Consider the following 15,456-nt stretch of genomic DNA (forward strand, 5'->3'; position numbering starts at 1 on the left):
AAATTTATTCAGCAATACTATCAAACTAAGTAGGCTGTAAGACATCCAATAAAATTTATAAGCATGCAGACAGCCCTCACCCCTGGCTCATAAGCTCCTTGTAAAGCATAATTTATATATTAATGTTTAATCTTGCAGGCAAGAGCAACAGGGTTGCGTGGGAATTTCTGATGAACCTAAATCAAGTAACACTTCCAGTATCAAACATGGATGAGGCTACACATTTTTACCGTGAAATGGGCTTTGTTCAAATAGTCGATACACCTCATTATGCTAGATTCGAGTGCCCCGATGGAGATGCTACTTTCTCACTAACCCTTTCGAGCAATTCTACAGAGAATTCGGCTGTAGTTTATTTTGAACATGAGAAATTGGACTCCTGGGTCAGGGAGCTAAAGAGAAAAGGCTTCATCTTTTCTGAAGACCCAAAAGATCAACCTTATTTATGGCGTGAGGCGGTCCTTTTTGACCCAAGTGGCAATAAGCTGAAGCTGTATTGGGCTGGTGCAAACCGTAAGAATCCACCTTGGAGAGTAGAGCGCCGTCTATAGTCTTGGTGCTCTCAAACCAATGATGACAGTCGGTAAAGAATAGAAATAATGAAAAGGGACAGCGGGCTAAACGTTGATTGGCCCACCCCTAGTACACTGCTAGAGGCGGGCAAGAATTGGATTCTTTTTTGAGTATCGAAGTAATCAGCGGCGGGCAGCGAAAATACCACCGGCCATCACCGCCAATGAGGAGAGCATCCCCACGCCGACCAAACTATAAAGACTAATTGACTGACGAGCGGCTTCACTGAGCACCTCGCCGAATGGAAACTGCCAGGCAACGATGCCCGAGGCCGCCAGTACGGCGATATACTGAAACCGGCTGGCGCGACGCTCATTATGCTTGGTGGGAGCGGGCAGCTTGGCCATGACGCTTTCACAAAAACCGTCATCGTCCAGGTAGGGTTCATCGAACTGCAGCTGCTCTGCCAGCCATGCATCGAACTGTGGGTCTTTGCCCTCTATAGCTAAATCGCCCAAGGCATTACCTTTCGTATTGCGCTGCTCAAAGTTAACCATTGACCACCTCCTCGCGCCACGGCTGTAACAAGCTCTGAAGCTTTGCCCGCGCGCGGTTGACATGGGATTTTACCGTACCAAGCGGCAACTTCATAATACTCGCCGCTTCCTCATGGGAGAAGCCCCGCTGCATGCACAGATGTATCGCCTGGCGCTGGGCATCGCTAAGGGAGTCCATTGCGGAGTTCAGATCTCTAGCCATGCCCAAACGTTGGGACTCTTCCACTGTCTCTTCCGCCTGAGCCCTATCGACCGCTTCCTGGTCCACCTCTGGGGCGTTCTTGCGTTTGTGGCTCATGACGAGATTGTAGGCGATACGGTACAACCAGGTGCTAAACCGGGCATCTCCCCGAAATGCCGGCAGCGCCTTGTAGGCCTTAATAAAGGCTTCTTGCGCCATATCGTCTGCCAGGCCCTGGTCGCCATCACACAGCTGACGGAGCGAGAATCGCAGCTGAGATTGATAGCGACGAACCAGCTGGGCATAAGCCCGCTGGTCCCCGTCTTCGACGGTGCGCCTGATCAAATCCTCATCATTGAGGTCCATATTCCGGTCCTTACGCCTGCTTGTTATCGAGCTTCCAGTTGATAAAGCGGGCCAGGCCGATAAATAACGGAATCAAACCCAGGCTACCTACCCCTACCCCAGCCATCGCAGAAAGCCAGATAAACACCGCAGCTCCTACCGCAATCAGAGTAAAACCTTTATCTGCGGAATTGTTGGGAGTGTTGCCTTCCAGCATATCCAGCATTTCCGATGGCACATCGCGACCTTCTGCCACCATGCGATTGATGTTTTCCATCACCAGCTGCTTTTTGCGGTAGCTGTTGCGGGTTACCAGCCACACAATCAGTACCGGCATACCGAACACACACAGCAGAGCCAGTACTGGCAAAGTCACCACTTGGTGGAAACCAGAATCTGAGTGAGACTCCTCCCAGCTCTTATGAGAAGCGTCATATTTCTTGGATAAACCGATCTCTACATTGTCTGGCACACGGTCTAGGGCCTCTTCGGCCACCCGCCCACGCTCATCGAGAATGCCCTTGCGTTCGAGCTTCTCAATAATGCGTTGACTCAAGGGGCCACCAAACTCAGCCCCTAGGTCCACCTGAACCTCGCTGCGCTCACCGTCCTCTCCTTCAGTTTTGATCGTGAGCACCCCCTTTTCATCACGCATAATGCGTACACGTGAATCTGGTTTGGGTACCTCACTTTCCATAGCTGGCGGCTTCGGCGGCTCGGGGATAGTGTTGCTATCATCCTGTGCCCAGCTGCCCATAGCGGTAAAAGTTACTGCCAGCGCTGCCAGCCAGCAGGTAACTGCCCGCAAGGATTGTGAATTTCTCGCTCTCATTAGTTACTCTCTAATCGTTGTCTTTTTGTACTGTTAAACCGTCGGCTCGGGGAAACCGTGTAATGCTACATAACCGTAATGCGGCCTCGGCTATAGGGCCCAGGGGTAGCACCTTGGGGAGCTCTCTCCTCAGCAATTCGCACCGGATAGGGGAGTCCGCCACCCTCAACCTCACTGCGAACCTTGCACTCATTGAGCTTTTGCAAAAAGTGCTGGTCCGTCTTCTCGGTGAGCTGTCTATGGATATCATCCACAGAGAATCCCAGCTCGGCCGCCCTGGCCTGGCCGGCCTGCATGCCACCAAGCGCCAATATCAGTACGGCGCAAAATTGTACCTTCTTAAATGATCCCGCAGTAAACATTGTGACCTCCAGATCGCTTTTCCTTGTACACCTCTATGACGGGGCCAGAAACGATTTTGGATGCAAGCGCAAAAATATTTTTTTGACTCCTCCTTTAGAGAGTTCTCGTCCTTACTCAGCTGGACCATCAAGTACAAATGTCGTAATAATCGGCCCATCATCGCTGAGGAGCCCATTGATGCCTGATATCAAGGAAATACTGACCTTCTGGTTTGGTGATCCCTCTCTGGATCACCGCCCCACTGAGGAACTGCAAAAGCGCTGGTTTTCGGCTGATCAGAAGCTGGACCGGCAAATGGCAGAAGACTTCGCTGAGATCACCAATTTGGCCATAGAGGGTAAGTTGGATCATTGGCGCCAGAGCCTTATGGGTAAGCTGGCCCTTTTGCTGCTGTGCGATCAGTTCGCCCGCAATATTCACCGCGGCACCTACCTTGCCTTCAAAGGAGATACCCTGGCTCTCGAAATCAGTGAGACGATTCTGCAGCGGGGAGACGAGCAAAAGCTCGGGTTGTTTCAGCAGGTTTTTGTCGGCATGCCCCTGGAGCACAGCGAAAAACACTCAATCCAGCAGCGCTCCGTGGCATACTTCGCACAATTGCAGAAGCAGTACGGGGGTGATGAGGCCATCGCTCCTTATCTCGCCACCCACTACCGATATGCCCTGGCCCACCAGGAGATTATCGAGCAGTTTGGTCGCTTTCCGCATCGCAATGCGGCCTTAGGCCGCGATTCCACAGAAGATGAGAAGTATTGGCTGGCACAAGGGGGCGGCTTTAAATAATGGATTTACTCGGATGGTTATCACTTGCGGGCATCTGCGCCCTCGGCGCCATGTCCCCAGGCCCTAGCTTATTAATCGTAATGCGTTGCTCGGCCTCCGGCCTGCAACAGGGCCTCGCCAGTGCCATAGCCCACGGTGCTGGGGTTGCCGTTTACGCTGCTCTGACAGCCTTCGGGCTCGCGGTTCTGATCACCAGCTCCCCCCTACTGTTCAGCATCCTGCAATGGGGCGGCGCGGCTATGTTGGTATACCTGGGCTGGAAGGCCTTCAGGGCTCCGGCTCCCGGCTCGGGAACCACACAGCTGGAAGCCCCCCACCTAAGTGTTCGCCGCTCAATCCTTCAGGGTTTTGGGGTCGCCTTCTTTAACCCCAAGATTGCAGTATTCTTTACCGCCCTATTCAGCCAGTTCGTCTCAGAACAGCAGGCCCTCACCACCAAACTGGGGATGGCTGCCATGGTGTCTGGGGTAGACACTCTCTGGTATTGCATCGTTGCCCTGGCAGTCCATGCCAGCCGCAAACGCCAGTTGGTTAGCAAGCATCTCGGCCACCGTATCCAGCAACTGTTTGGCTTACTCCTGATCGGCCTAGCCGCGCGCCTGGTACTCACTATTTAATGGCTGGGCGCTGCGCGCCCATTCACCTCTCTTTCCGAGCCCACCAGGCTCGTCTCTTACTACTCGCAAGCAACGATCAACAGCGCCCGAGAAAAAAGCAGGCCCGAAAACGGGCCTGTATAGTGCGGAGTTTGCAGCCGGGATGCCTGGGGGGTTACATCCGGCTGCAGGTGTGCATTATGACAGTTGTGACATGTCCCTGCGGGCAAACCATCGCAATGGTGACTCTCTTGAACGCAATTAAATAGACGCCACTTCGATCTCGGTCACCATTGACACTGAATATTTATACAGTTACCGTATGGCCATACAAACAAACTGGAATGTCTGAAGGGCAATTGGGAGGCATATCATGGCCGTAGTAGCTGTTTGGAAATGCGATCGAGACGGAGCAATGTTCGACAACAAAAAAGATGCTGAAGAACACGATAAGATGCTGGAGCTTGCTGCCAACATTACCACGCTAATTGAGCGCAGTATTGAAGGCATTGACGAGCAGGTGAGCGAGGAAATTGGCCTGCTGCTGGCCAAGCGTCGCGATTCACTGGCCAAAGCTTGCAAAGGCAAACCAGAAGTTCTGCTGGAAGAAGAGGTTAACAGCGAAGAGTCCTCAGACGAAACTGTTACCCCCTTTGCCGCGAACCAGTGAAAACTACCTGAAGAATTTTCCGGTAGAAGTTTAAAGTTTCATCCCTGTACTCTGCCCGGTTAACCGGGCTTTTTTGTTAGGCTTCAGAAGCTTTCTGAAGCCTCTTATCAAATAATAATCATCAGTCGCCAGAGATATTCACCTGGAATTCTCACTAATGGCACTGCTGCTTTTACAGGGACTTTACCGATATCACGATATTGATCACCGCAAGGGCAAGTATCACCAGCCAACTGATCAATGTACCCAAAAAGCGCCCAGTATGGGTGCCGCCCTTGCCTGCAGTCAGGCCATACGCATGAAAAATTCGGGATAGCAAAAATGCTATTCCAAAAACATGCAGCCACAAACCGGGCAACCCTCCCAGCTCCGCAAGTAGCAGAAGCAGCAGTGCAATGGGGGTATATTCCACCGCATTCCCATGCACACGCACACGAATCTCATTAAAACGATCATCGCCAGTACCGATACCCACCCGCTTGGCACGACGAAACTGAACCACGCGGCCCGCCAGGTAGATAATCAGGATTGCACAGAGACTCGCATACAGCGCTGTAATATTCACCATGGCCCTTTCCTTTTTCTTATTAATACAGGAAGTAAATATATATCTAATTCCCTTCAACTCACCAAACCAATGCTAAGCAGGCGACTGGACCTTTTTGTTCATTTTTCATCAAGCAAAAAAAGAGCGGGCCTTGCCCGCTCTTTAATTTAATAGTCAGCCATTTGTAGCAAGCTAGTTGCGATAACCAAAGCCGTGGCCCTTGGCAGGCTTCAGGTGACGATCGCGCAAACGGGTAGAACGGGTAACCAAAGATTGTGGTTCACCCTCGATCAATACCTGCTCAGGGTAACTGGTCACTTCCAGTGGATCGCCGTTCCAAACCACGATATCAGCAGTGGCGCCTTTCTCCAGGGTACCACCGCTAAGACGGAAGATATCTGCCACATTAGTGCTGATAGACTTCAGCGCCTCCTCGTAGGGCAACCCGTGGGCAACAGCATTGCCAGCAGATTGACGTGAGAGGTACACGTTATGGGTAGAGGCATAGTCGGGGCCACTAATAGCCACTTTCACACCGGCCCTAGTTAACAAAGCGGCGTTATCCAGGCGCGCACCAAGGCTGGAGAAGGAAATGGGCAGGTTGTTGATTGCATCAATCACTACAGGCACCTGAGCCTGGGCCAGCTGGTCGGCTACCATCCAGCCCTCAGCCGCCCCGAGCAACACGAGCTTCACATCGAAGGCCTTGGCTAGTTCGATAACCGCAAGAATATCGCTGGCGCGATCAGCAGTGATCAGTAGAGGTTCAGTACCATTAATCACCGGCTGCAAGGCTTCCAGATCCGCGAGACTGTAATTCAACTCACGCCACTCTCCCCGGCGAATAGCCGCGCGGTTGTCCCGATACTCTTTAGCTTCGCTCAACGCATTTTCAACTTTAGCGTAGGCATTCGCACGGCTGCCACCTGCTAGCTGAGCTCCGGTCTCACCCAAATAGGCCTTTTGGGCAACGTCTTTGGCTTCGACGCTATTGAACTCGCCATTGAGCTTGATGGCAAAGCCACGCCCGGCGAATACTCTCTGGGCCGCTACCGCTGTTTCATCCCAAGTGCTGATAGCTGGAAAGACCACCGCACTGGTAACACCACCGGCCCGGTTGAAAGGAATCAGGGTAGATTTGGGGTTGTATGCGGGCACAGGATTAAACGCACTGCCGATACTTTCCCCAGTTACCGCATTGTCGTTAGTGCCACTGGCTGCACTGATCTCCACCAATCCCAGCTCGGAAATAGGTGCGATGACGCCAGGCGTTACCACCTTACCTTTTGCATCAATAACTCTATCAGCCGAAACATTGAGGACAGGAGCCACCTGCTCCACTTTACCATCGACAACCAGTACATCAGCAGATTCCAGGGAACCCATATCTGCCAGAGTATGCACCTTGCCACCCTTAATCAGGATGCTCTCCGCATAGGCACCAGCGGTCAACACCCCCAGGGCCAGCGCACAGAATACAGCTAATTTTTTCACAGTCGCTCTCCCTCTGCATCGAGAATACCCAATTCGAAATCACTACGTGGTTGACGCTTTTTATCGGAGCGGTCGTACATCAGCTCACCGTCGATAAAAACTTGATCCACATGGGTATAAACACTGAAAGGGTTACCGGACCAAACCACAACATCAGCCATTTTGCCCTTCTCAAGGCTGCCAGTCTGCGCGTCAATGCCCAACGCCTTAGCGGGGTTAGAGGTCATCCAGGCAACCGCATCTTTTGGCTGGATATCAAAACCAGCGCGCTGACCTGCGGTCATCGCTTTTGCGACTTCCTCATTCAAGTGCTGTACGCCAACACCGGAATCGGAGTGGATCATGGCACAGGCCTTGGCCTGATCGACGATAGCAATATTCGCCTCCGTCATATCGAAGGCTTCGTGCTTAAAGCCCCACCAATCGGCCCACATCGCCGCACAAACATTGTTCTCTGCTAACAGATCGGCCACTTTATAGGCCTCAACCGCGTGGTGGAAAGTGGAGATCTGGAAGTCAAATTCCTTGGCAATATCCATCATCACGGCCATTTCCTCACCGCGATAACAGTGATTGTGTACCAGGATATCGCCATTCAGAACGCCTGCCAGGGTCTCGAGGCCGAGATCACGCTCCGGCTCATCGCCTCCCTTCTTTGCATACTCTTCCCACTTTTTCTTGTAATTGCTGGCCTCAATCCAGGCGTTGCGGTAGCCGGCCACATTGCCCATACGGGTTGAGGGAGACGTGCCTTTACTTCCATAAACACGCTTGGGGTTTTCGCCACAAGCCATTTTCAGGCCATAGGGCGCACCGGGAAATTTCATATCCTGTACGCTGCGGCCCGGCACATTTTTAAGGGTCACACTGCGCCCGCCGAACAGATTGGCGGAGCCAGGTAATATCTGTAGCGTGGTTACACCACCGGCCAGGGCCAATGGAAACTGTGGGTCTTGAGTCCAAACCGAATGTTCCGCCCAAACCTGTGCGGTATTCGGGGATGTCATCTCATTGCCATCCTGGGAGGACTCGATGGAGGGCGCCGGGTAGTCTCCCAGGTGGGAGTGCACATCAATAATGCCCGGGGTCACCCACTTGCCTTTGCCATCGACCACCTGGGCATCCTTCGGAGCCTTGAGATCCTGACCGATCTGAGCAATTTTCCCACCTTTCAGCAACAAGTCGGTGTTCTCCAACTGCTCGCCGGTACCGGTGAGCAGAGTAGCGCCCTGTATCAGTACCGGTCGCGACTGAGTAACGGAGTAGGTAGATGGGAAAGCGTCCAGGCGAGCAAAATCCGCGGATCTCTGCTCGCTCCCGGCTTTCTTCTCACCGCAGGCAGACACCAACAGCGAGGCACAAAGCAAAGCCGCGATGCCGCGCCCGAAAAATCGAGAATGCAGCTGCATAGTAATTCATCCAATGGTCTTCAAGATGGCGGTGAATGCTATCAGGTTGCCTGGCCATAGCCACTATTTAGGGAAGAAAAGTTTAGGAAGTATTAATAAAAATACCAGCACCCTTCTTAGAGTCGCAGCCGGATACGCATCACATTTATATAAACACACAATTACAAAAGGGTTTATAAATCACGGCCTGTCAGCAAAGACTGCAAACCTGATCAAAAAACCTCTGGGTTCCCTATATACTTTTTTGTTTCCACATGATGCAATTTCTGGTGAAAAAATACTCAATAATAATTCCGGAGGAGAATAGGTGATCAAAGATAACCGCTTGCCGGTATTCCCCTCATCCCCCATTGTCACTAGTGGCCAAAACCGGGACTCCCTGCAGGTATACGAAGCCCTGCGCAAAAGCGAAGAACGCTATCGCGAACTGGTCGAGCATGCGAACTCCATCATAATGCGCTGCGACAGGCATGGGCGAGTCACTTCATTTAATGAGTATGCCCAGCAGCTTTTTGGCTACTCAGAGGCAGAAATTATTGGCCGGCATTTGGTAGGCACCATAGTGCCGGCCAGTGAATCCAGCGGCCGGGACCTACGGCAACTCATTCAGCACGTGTGCGACCACCCGCAGGAACACCGGTACAATATTAACGAGAATATTACCAAGTCAGGCAAAAGAGTTTGGATTGCCTGGACCAATAAAATCCTTTCGGACGAGAATGGTCGCCCTACCGGTATTCTCAGTATCGGAACAGATATCACCAAGCAGCGCCTGCTGGAAGAGGAGTTGCGGCAAGCCCAAAAAATGCAGGCTATTGGCGAATTGGCCGGCGGTATCGCCCACGACTTCAACAATATGATTCATGGCATCAGCGGCTATGCCGAGGTTATTCAACAGATTGCTGAAGACCCCCGTATCAGCGAGTACACCAACCATATCCTCACCACTGCACGCCATGCGGCCGAGTTGACCAAGCAATTGCTCACCTTCGCCCGTAAAGGCAACTACCAGCTAAAAGATTGTAATACCCATGAAATTACCCGCGATGTCTGCGCCATGCTCGAGCGCACCATTGACCGGCGTATTCGTGTTGAGCAGCAGCTAGAAGCCGGTCGGCCTCATGTAGTGGGCGACCCCGCCCAGCTAAAAAGCGCATTATTGAATATTGGTATCAATGCCAAGGATGCTATGCCAAGCGGAGGTATTCTGCGTTTTGCCAGCAGTAATGTCACTTTTGAAAGGGCCACCACTATTGCTGATTTTGAAGTACAGCCCGGGCATTACTTGCTCATCACCATTCGCGATAGCGGAACGGGTATGCCCCCCGAGGTGCGGCGCAGAATTTTTGAGCCTTTCTTCACCACCAAGGAATGTGGTCGGGGTGCCGGACTGGGCCTTGCAGCAGTGCATGGCACTATCCATTTACACAAGGGCGCTATCCAATGCCACAGCATTGAGGGAGAAGGTAGCACTTTTAATCTGTACCTGCCGATTGCAGAGGCAAAGACAAACAAGCAGCCAAGTCAGGCCGAGTCCTTAACTGCAAATCGCCAACTTCGCATTATGGTGGTGGATGATGAAGCTATTGTCCGCAGTTATTCAAAAACACTCTTCGAAATGAATGGCCACAGCGTGAGCACTTTCGCATCTGCGGAGCAAGCGATTACCTATTACCGGCAACATTACGAACAAGTGGACTTGGTAATCCTCGATATGATTATGCCGGGTATGGATGGCCAGGAGTTATTCGCCTTTTTGCGACGGATCAACCCGGAGGTAAAAGCATTGCTCTCCACCGGCTTTAGCGTCGACAGTAAAGTCCAGGAAGTTATTGCCGATGGCGTGCTCGACTGCATCCAGAAACCCTTTACGTATGACAGGCTCAGCAAAAAAATTGAAGCGTTAATTTTTAGTGGTCAGCTGACAACACCGGAAACTAGAAATTAAAGCGCGGTATTGCTTGCCAGAAAATTTCTGGCAAGCATTTCAAAGAATAATATGCGGAAGGTAGCGACTCATATCCTGCGTTATTAGATTGCTATCCTCACGAATTGAGATGCCCGCAGCCATGTCATCCACCAACCAGCTGCCTACAAGGGTGAAGTTTTTGCCAAACTTAGGCAATGGATGCATAGCTTGGTAAATAAAGCCCTCTTCGCCATAAGGCCCATCAGACAGTGAATGTACATCCCCTCCGCGCACTACCGAAATATTAGCGCCTTCACGGGAAAAAATAGGCTTTTTAACCAACTCCGAATAGCCACTAGCCTTACCCAGCTCATCCTCGAAAAATGATGGCAACAAGTTGGGATGGCCTGGAAATAATTTCCACAACATGGGCAAAAGTGCTTTATTGGATAATATCGCCTTCCAGGGTGGTTCCAGCCAACGCACATTATTGCTGCCCAATAAAGAACCAAATTCCTCGCGAAACATAAACTCCCAGGGATACAACTTAAACATCCAGGTAATGACCTGATCGTCTAAATCAGTAAAAGCTCCCTCAGCATCGCAGCCAATATCCTCAATAAATACAAAGTGATTGGTGATATCGGCTTCAGTGGCACAGTCTTGCAAATATTGCACCGTGCCGCGATCCTCTAACGTATCCTTACAGCAGGCAAAATGGAGTTCGCGGCCGGGCGTCAAAAATTGTAGATCGCGAAAGCGGTTAACCAGCTTTTCCTGCAGGCTGTTAAACTGGTCGGACTGAAGTGGCAAGGCTCGCCTGTCTACATTGTCCTGCAGCCAGAGCCATTGCCAAAATCCCGTTTCATATAAGCTCGTGGGAGTGTCTGCATTATTTTCATAGAGTTTGGCCGGCCCCTGCCCTGAATAGGCAAAGTCCAGCCGGGAATAAAGGCTGGGGTCACCGTTTTTCCAGGAGTTGCGGACAAAATCCCAGTGCTGCTCCGGAATGCGGAAGCGCCGTAACAGCGCCTCATCCTCAAGCACCTTAGCGACAACATCCAGGCACATTGCATGGATTTCTTCGGTGGGGTCTTCAATATCCTGCTCTATCTGTTCCAGGGAGAACTGGTAGTAAGCGCTTTCATCCCAGTAGGGTTGCCCGTACATGGTGTGGAATTGAAAACCAAATTCTTGCGCCCGCTCTTTCCAGCGCGGACGCTCACCGATTGGTAACCTCAGCACCAATCAGCCCCCCCAACTTCCTGAACGGCCGCTACTGGAACGTCCGCCACCCCAGTTGGACTTGGCCGAAGCCACTGCGCCAAAGCCCCCTCGGGAAACCGTCTTGGTCACCTTGGGCTTGGGGTCCATCGCGCTCTTATCCACGGTATAGGAGTTTTTACCGTAGCGACCGATCACTTGACCATCCGCGGTCATCAAACGATCGTAATAGCGGGAACCAGAAGCGGAATAGCGGTAAACCGGATTGTAATAACCGTAAGAGTGATAACGTCGGTCGTTATCATTCAGCAGGGAAGCAACCATAAAGCCGGTCATCAACGGCATCCAAAAGCCGCCACTGCTCTCACGGCAACTACCAAATTCTGACTCGCATTGAGATAAATTGGCATACTTGGGCCCGGTACGCTCGGCTTCAGCCAGAGCCTTCTGGTAGGCCGCTTGACATTGGGCCTCATCGAGCTGCGTGTTATTTACACAGTCCTCGACTGAGGAAACCACCTTAACCTCTTCATCAGAAGAGCAGCCCACCAAAGCCACGGTGATTCCCATAGCCAGAGGGCGCAGTACAAAACTTGCTCCCCTGCCCTTGCGCATCCGCGCAAGGTTAATATTTTTACTACGCTTCATCCTCACCTCCGCTTAGTAGCTCATGCAAGCCGCGTTGAGGACACCAACAGAAATGGTGGTAGCTGCCAGCATGATGCCCGCGCTAACTTCACCGTCTTCAATACGCTCAACAATACGCGGCATAAAGCCAAAACGAATAATCGCAAAGGCAATAAGCTGAGCGATTAGGGCAACAAATGCCCAGGTGGCAAAGTCAATAATGGAAACAGAGTTACTGGCGGCACCGCCAACAGCAATGGCAAAACCCAGCACCGCACCACCAAAGCCAATGGCAGCGGCTGCGTTTTTGTCTTCACGGATCAACTTCCATTCATCGTGAGGTGTCACCAGAGCGTAAAGAAATTTAAACGCGATTAAAAAAACCAGTGACAGGCCAAAGTAGGCCGCAAAGTGAAGGATACCAGTCATTAAATCGTAGGGCTGGTCCATTAATACATCTCCTTATTATCCGTGAATAGTCAGCTGTGATGGTGTCAATGTTATACCGGTACTGATCACCAAGCTGCGACTCAAGTAACCCGCGTCTTCCTCTTTCTCTTCCGCTGAAAGAAACAGGGATTCGGTACGCTGATCGGACAAGTCACGTTCAAAAAGCATGGTGAATTGATCGGTGAGGGAGTAATCCCCATCCCCGTCATAGGTCTTCTCGGCCATATGCACCGGGTTGTGATAGTCACCAGCAGCAGTCCAGACTCTGTTATAGCTGCGGTCCTGCAACTGATAATTGGCAGCACCAATTTCCTGTTTAAGGAGCCTGTCCCAAGCCTGCTGATTGGCGACATCGAGGGTATCGTAAAAGTGAAACAGCTTGACGTCCACTACATGCTCATCGCTTTGGCCCCCTTCTGTCACAACCTGTAGCCAAGCATCGTCATCGGTATAAAAACGATATACCCAGGCGCCATCGAGTTTTACTATGCCTGCGGCTTTGATAATCTGAGTGGGGGAGCAGGATTCAATAGTGAGTTCATCCAGAATCAGGCGGATTGCCAGTGGGTCCAGTTCAAAGCTTGCGCCAAGCCGCAACCCCATAATTTCAGGCGTATTCACCTTTGGAGCTTCTTTTCCTTTCAGTTTATCGATCAGCTTGGTAAACATGTACCTGCGCCCTCTCCTTCATTCATTTTTATATCGAAGCAGCTTTTTTCGGTCAGCCGCTTTGCTGAAATGTAATAGAGCATATCCCCCTTGTTAACTTCATCGGTCAAGGCGGGGTTTACATCAATTTTTATAATCCCCTGGCGGCGCACGGCAATCAAGGTTGCGGATAAGTTCATTTTAAAGTGATCAAATAATGCGGAAAATAGCAACGGCTGCTCACCATGATACTCAATACTGTATTGAGTCATTCCATAAGTGCTATCGAGAAGTTGTCGGTGCAGTCTGGCAGAACCAGGGTCCAGGGAGGATTTAGCCAACAATTCCACCGCAACGGATGGAATACATTCAATATTTGGGCAGTGTGAGCGCAACAACTCACCGACATTTTCATCCTGGAAATAGGCTGTTTTATGGCTATTAGGACTGTGCTTATCACAGAACAGGGCGGTGGTGAGTGTTACATCATCCAGGGGGTTATCGATAATAATTCTCGCGGCATCGGCAATTGCGGCGCGCTGCATACTCTCGATATGGGAAAAAGATTCAACCCGTACAAAATCAATTTTACCGGGCATCGGGTTCTCAATATCGGCCTCAACACAAAGCACTATCTCAGTTGCTGTGCCATTGGTTTTCGATAGCAATAATTCTATCAAGCGAAGGGTTCTGGTTCCGTTCCAGCCAATAATGACTGTGTGATCTACGCGATTTGTCATGCGCAACCCCCTCTTTCCTCTATGTACAAACTCCGAAATAACAAAGCCCACCTTGGTTAACACCATGGCGAACAAACTCAAACCAAAGGGGATTACCCAGGTTGCCACAACCACTTTGCCCGCGGGAGTCACTGGCGAGAAATCGCCGTAGCCTACAGTGGATGCAGTAACGACCAACCAATAAATAAAATTGGTCGGATCGACAATTTCGCTCTCTCCGGCGGCACTGAGCAGCAGGTAACTACCCACCACATAACCCAGCACACCGACAAGAATGGCTGCTGTGTTGGCCTTAACAAAAAGCGACGCCAGAAGGCGCCGCACTCGATAAAGTAGCACTGGATCAGGCCTTTTGGCGGCTCGCCAGTAACTGGGCCAGCTTGTCGCTACCGCTGACCTGGCCACCGGGCTTGACACCCGCCGCCTTCAGCTTGGCATCCAGGCTGGAGCCGCTTTCTTCCGTCGCCAGCTCTTCCGCAGCTTCCAGCTCCGCAGCGCGCTCCTGTTGCTTGTTCTTGATGCGGTCGAGGCTGTCCAGAGCGGTTTTGATTTTGCTGTTAGCACCCATATGGCGGGAAGAAACCGCTACCTGGGCCTTCTGAACTGACTCTGTGGCCTTGATCTGGTCGATCTGCTGCTCCATGCGGCGCACATTGATTTTCGCCTTGGAGATATTGCCCTTCAGAGAGCGCTCGGAGTTGATGAAGCCTTCCAGCAGGCTCTGCTCTGTTTCAAGCTGGGCTTCCAGCTCGGTAACGCGCTCCGCACACTCCAGGGCCAGGCTCTCATCGCCTTTCTCACTGGCGTTGATTGCGTGGGTGCTGTAAGTCTCAATATCGGCTTTCAGCGACTGCACTTTGTTTTCAGCCAGCTTGCGCTTAGCCATGATCTTAGTCAGGTTCTCATCACAAGCTTTCAATTCGGCCTTTGCCTCCCGCAGCTCTTGATCAAGAATACGAATAGACTGGCTATCCGCAACTGCTTCAGTTCCTTCGTTGACCGCACCTTTCAAGGCAGTCCAGATTTTTCTCAGGCTCATGCTACACCCTCCATTTCAAAATGATCCGCAAATAAATCCAGGAAGTCACCCACATTGGAAAATAGGGTTTCAACTTCTTCAATCACCACTTCGTCTTTACTGGACACAGACAGCGCGCCGAAGGCGACATAGTAACGCTCACCGCCAATCATCTTGATAGCGATCGCCGTCAGGGGAACCAGTTGATGAGTCTGGAGAATCATCTCGTTAAGAACGACCACATCGGCTACCTGGCTCACAGGGAACAAAATGCTCTCGACAACGATTTGCTTCTCACCGACATAAACGAATGCATCGACCCCCTCGTCGTTGGAAATGCTGAGGCACTCTCCCTCAGACTCCACCACCCATCCGGTGTGGTTTTCCGCCAACTGGCGTAGATTCTCATGGTTCCAGGTCATCTCGACTCCCTCGCTGTGGAATATTGGTCACAAATATAGCATCAAAAAAAAGGTGGTCAATAACTTATTTCAAACTTATGTTGCAAATAATACACACAAGGATAGTATTTGCCACATAAGTGACATCA

Annotated in this window: 20 protein-coding genes; 6 read left to right on the forward strand and 14 right to left on the reverse strand. The window is 51.3% G+C overall.

Annotated features, from left to right (window positions below):
* The first annotated feature begins 170 nt into the window (after positions 1-170).
* On the forward strand, positions 171-551 hold the full coding sequence (locus tag FIU95_RS12235; RefSeq protein WP_152454045.1) for a VOC family protein: 381 nt from the start codon (positions 171-173) through the stop codon (positions 549-551).
* Between the two features lie 144 nt (positions 552-695).
* On the opposite strand, the gene FIU95_RS12240 is transcribed toward FIU95_RS12235, so the two are convergent.
* The 4 genes from FIU95_RS12240 to FIU95_RS12255 all read right to left on the reverse strand — a co-directional run bounded on the left by FIU95_RS12240 (position 696) and on the right by FIU95_RS12255 (position 2,790).
* Positions 696-1,070: a hypothetical protein gene (locus tag FIU95_RS12240; RefSeq protein ID WP_152454046.1), complete on the reverse strand. Its 375-nt coding sequence runs from the start codon at positions 1,068-1,070 to the stop codon at positions 696-698.
* Positions 1,063-1,617: a sigma-70 family RNA polymerase sigma factor gene (locus tag FIU95_RS12245; protein WP_152454047.1), complete on the reverse strand. Its 555-nt coding sequence runs from the start codon at positions 1,615-1,617 to the stop codon at positions 1,063-1,065. The genes FIU95_RS12240 and FIU95_RS12245 overlap by 8 nt, the downstream gene beginning before the upstream one ends.
* Positions 1,618-1,627: 10 nt before the next feature.
* Positions 1,628-2,428, reverse strand: a complete 801-nt coding sequence (locus FIU95_RS12250) for a DUF6249 domain-containing protein (RefSeq protein ID WP_253868606.1) — start codon at positions 2,426-2,428, stop codon at positions 1,628-1,630.
* A gap of 65 nt (positions 2,429-2,493) precedes the next feature.
* Complete coding sequence (locus FIU95_RS12255) at positions 2,494-2,790, reverse strand: hypothetical protein (protein ID WP_152454048.1); 297 nt, start codon at positions 2,788-2,790, stop codon at positions 2,494-2,496.
* 178 nt (positions 2,791-2,968) lie between these two features.
* On the opposite strand from FIU95_RS12255, the gene FIU95_RS12260 reads away from it, so the two are divergent.
* From FIU95_RS12260 to FIU95_RS12270, 3 genes are all read left to right on the forward strand, one after another.
* Complete coding sequence (locus FIU95_RS12260; protein ID WP_152454049.1) at positions 2,969-3,574, forward strand: DUF924 family protein; 606 nt, start codon at positions 2,969-2,971, stop codon at positions 3,572-3,574.
* The gene (locus tag FIU95_RS12265) at positions 3,574-4,191 is read left to right on the forward strand and encodes a LysE family translocator (protein WP_152454050.1); all 618 of its coding nucleotides are present in this window, start codon (positions 3,574-3,576) and stop codon (positions 4,189-4,191) included. Before FIU95_RS12260 ends, FIU95_RS12265 begins: the two co-directional genes overlap by 1 nt.
* Before the next feature lie 352 nt (positions 4,192-4,543).
* A complete protein-coding gene (locus tag FIU95_RS12270) occupies positions 4,544-4,840 on the forward strand; it encodes a YebG family protein (RefSeq protein ID WP_152454051.1) in 297 nt (98 codons plus the stop codon).
* Between the two features lie 172 nt (positions 4,841-5,012).
* Here FIU95_RS12270 and FIU95_RS12275 read toward each other — a convergent pair whose 3' ends face one another.
* The 3 genes from FIU95_RS12275 to FIU95_RS12285 all read right to left on the reverse strand — a co-directional run bounded on the left by FIU95_RS12275 (position 5,013) and on the right by FIU95_RS12285 (position 8,290).
* Complete coding sequence (locus tag FIU95_RS12275; protein ID WP_152454052.1) at positions 5,013-5,408, reverse strand: MAPEG family protein; 396 nt, start codon at positions 5,406-5,408, stop codon at positions 5,013-5,015.
* Between the two features lie 171 nt (positions 5,409-5,579).
* Positions 5,580-6,881 (reverse strand): amidohydrolase family protein, encoded by a 1,302-nt coding sequence (locus FIU95_RS12280; protein ID WP_152454053.1) that lies wholly within the window; start codon positions 6,879-6,881, stop codon positions 5,580-5,582.
* Positions 6,878-8,290: an amidohydrolase gene (locus tag FIU95_RS12285; RefSeq protein ID WP_152454054.1), complete on the reverse strand. Its 1,413-nt coding sequence runs from the start codon at positions 8,288-8,290 to the stop codon at positions 6,878-6,880. Before FIU95_RS12285 ends, FIU95_RS12280 begins: the two co-directional genes overlap by 4 nt.
* A gap of 25 nt (positions 8,291-8,315) precedes the next feature.
* Between FIU95_RS12285 and FIU95_RS12290 the strand changes: the two genes are divergently transcribed.
* Both FIU95_RS12290 and FIU95_RS12295 read left to right on the forward strand, forming a co-directional pair.
* A complete protein-coding gene (locus tag FIU95_RS12290) occupies positions 8,316-8,597 on the forward strand; it encodes a hypothetical protein (protein WP_152454055.1) in 282 nt (93 codons plus the stop codon).
* Positions 8,598-10,238, forward strand: coding sequence for a PAS domain-containing sensor histidine kinase (locus FIU95_RS12295; RefSeq protein ID WP_152454056.1), 1,641 nt, complete (start codon positions 8,598-8,600; stop codon positions 10,236-10,238).
* A 39-nt stretch (positions 10,239-10,277) separates the two neighbouring features.
* Here FIU95_RS12295 and FIU95_RS12300 read toward each other — a convergent pair whose 3' ends face one another.
* The 7 genes from FIU95_RS12300 to FIU95_RS12330 are packed head-to-tail and all read right to left on the reverse strand — an operon-like array spanning position 10,278 to position 15,328.
* Positions 10,278-11,444 carry a glutathionylspermidine synthase family protein gene (locus tag FIU95_RS12300; RefSeq protein WP_152454057.1) on the reverse strand — a complete coding sequence of 389 codons (1,167 nt, stop codon included), beginning with the start codon at positions 11,442-11,444 and terminating at the stop codon, positions 10,278-10,280.
* 3 nt (positions 11,445-11,447) lie between these two features.
* Positions 11,448-12,071 (reverse strand): DUF1190 domain-containing protein, encoded by a 624-nt coding sequence (locus tag FIU95_RS12305; RefSeq protein ID WP_152454058.1) that lies wholly within the window; start codon positions 12,069-12,071, stop codon positions 11,448-11,450.
* Between the two features lie 12 nt (positions 12,072-12,083).
* Positions 12,084-12,500, reverse strand: coding sequence for a DUF350 domain-containing protein (locus tag FIU95_RS12310; RefSeq protein ID WP_152454059.1), 417 nt, complete (start codon positions 12,498-12,500; stop codon positions 12,084-12,086).
* A 15-nt stretch (positions 12,501-12,515) separates the two neighbouring features.
* Entirely contained in the window at positions 12,516-13,169 is a 654-nt protein-coding gene (locus FIU95_RS12315; RefSeq protein ID WP_152454060.1) for a YjfK family protein, read from the reverse strand.
* Positions 13,154-14,227 (reverse strand): potassium channel family protein, encoded by a 1,074-nt coding sequence (locus FIU95_RS12320; RefSeq protein ID WP_152454061.1) that lies wholly within the window; start codon positions 14,225-14,227, stop codon positions 13,154-13,156. The genes FIU95_RS12315 and FIU95_RS12320 overlap by 16 nt, the downstream gene beginning before the upstream one ends.
* Positions 14,228-14,231: 4 nt before the next feature.
* Complete coding sequence (locus FIU95_RS12325; protein WP_152454062.1) at positions 14,232-14,927, reverse strand: PspA/IM30 family protein; 696 nt, start codon at positions 14,925-14,927, stop codon at positions 14,232-14,234.
* Positions 14,924-15,328: a DUF2170 family protein gene (locus FIU95_RS12330; RefSeq protein WP_152454063.1), complete on the reverse strand. Its 405-nt coding sequence runs from the start codon at positions 15,326-15,328 to the stop codon at positions 14,924-14,926. Before FIU95_RS12330 ends, FIU95_RS12325 begins: the two co-directional genes overlap by 4 nt.
* Between the last annotated feature and the right edge of the window lie 128 nt (positions 15,329-15,456).

This window comes from Microbulbifer sp. THAF38 (genome assembly GCF_009363535.1).
Classification (GTDB): domain Bacteria; phylum Pseudomonadota; class Gammaproteobacteria; order Pseudomonadales; family Cellvibrionaceae; genus Microbulbifer.

Excerpts from the sequence above, each read along its gene's own strand:
- FIU95_RS12235 (WP_152454045.1), top strand. The coding sequence starts at position 171 with ATGAACCTAAATCAAGTAACACTTCCAGTATCAAACATGGATGAGGCT.
- FIU95_RS12240 (WP_152454046.1), bottom strand. The coding sequence starts at position 1,070 with ATGGTTAACTTTGAGCAGCGCAATACGAAAGGTAATGCCTTGGGCGAT.
- FIU95_RS12245 (WP_152454047.1), bottom strand. The coding sequence starts at position 1,617 with ATGGACCTCAATGATGAGGATTTGATCAGGCGCACCGTCGAAGACGGG.
- FIU95_RS12250 (WP_253868606.1), bottom strand. The coding sequence starts at position 2,428 with ATGAGAGCGAGAAATTCACAATCCTTGCGGGCAGTTACCTGCTGGCTG.
- FIU95_RS12255 (WP_152454048.1), bottom strand. The coding sequence starts at position 2,790 with ATGTTTACTGCGGGATCATTTAAGAAGGTACAATTTTGCGCCGTACTG.
- FIU95_RS12260 (WP_152454049.1), top strand. The coding sequence starts at position 2,969 with ATGCCTGATATCAAGGAAATACTGACCTTCTGGTTTGGTGATCCCTCT.
- FIU95_RS12265 (WP_152454050.1), top strand. The coding sequence starts at position 3,574 with ATGGATTTACTCGGATGGTTATCACTTGCGGGCATCTGCGCCCTCGGC.
- FIU95_RS12270 (WP_152454051.1), top strand. The coding sequence starts at position 4,544 with ATGGCCGTAGTAGCTGTTTGGAAATGCGATCGAGACGGAGCAATGTTC.
- FIU95_RS12275 (WP_152454052.1), bottom strand. The coding sequence starts at position 5,408 with ATGGTGAATATTACAGCGCTGTATGCGAGTCTCTGTGCAATCCTGATT.
- FIU95_RS12285 (WP_152454054.1), bottom strand. The coding sequence starts at position 8,290 with ATGCAGCTGCATTCTCGATTTTTCGGGCGCGGCATCGCGGCTTTGCTT.
- FIU95_RS12290 (WP_152454055.1), top strand. The coding sequence starts at position 8,316 with ATGGCGGTGAATGCTATCAGGTTGCCTGGCCATAGCCACTATTTAGGG.
- FIU95_RS12305 (WP_152454058.1), bottom strand. The coding sequence starts at position 12,071 with ATGAAGCGTAGTAAAAATATTAACCTTGCGCGGATGCGCAAGGGCAGG.
- FIU95_RS12310 (WP_152454059.1), bottom strand. The coding sequence starts at position 12,500 with ATGGACCAGCCCTACGATTTAATGACTGGTATCCTTCACTTTGCGGCC.
- FIU95_RS12315 (WP_152454060.1), bottom strand. The coding sequence starts at position 13,169 with ATGTTTACCAAGCTGATCGATAAACTGAAAGGAAAAGAAGCTCCAAAG.
- FIU95_RS12325 (WP_152454062.1), bottom strand. The coding sequence starts at position 14,927 with ATGAGCCTGAGAAAAATCTGGACTGCCTTGAAAGGTGCGGTCAACGAA.
- FIU95_RS12330 (WP_152454063.1), bottom strand. The coding sequence starts at position 15,328 with ATGACCTGGAACCATGAGAATCTACGCCAGTTGGCGGAAAACCACACC.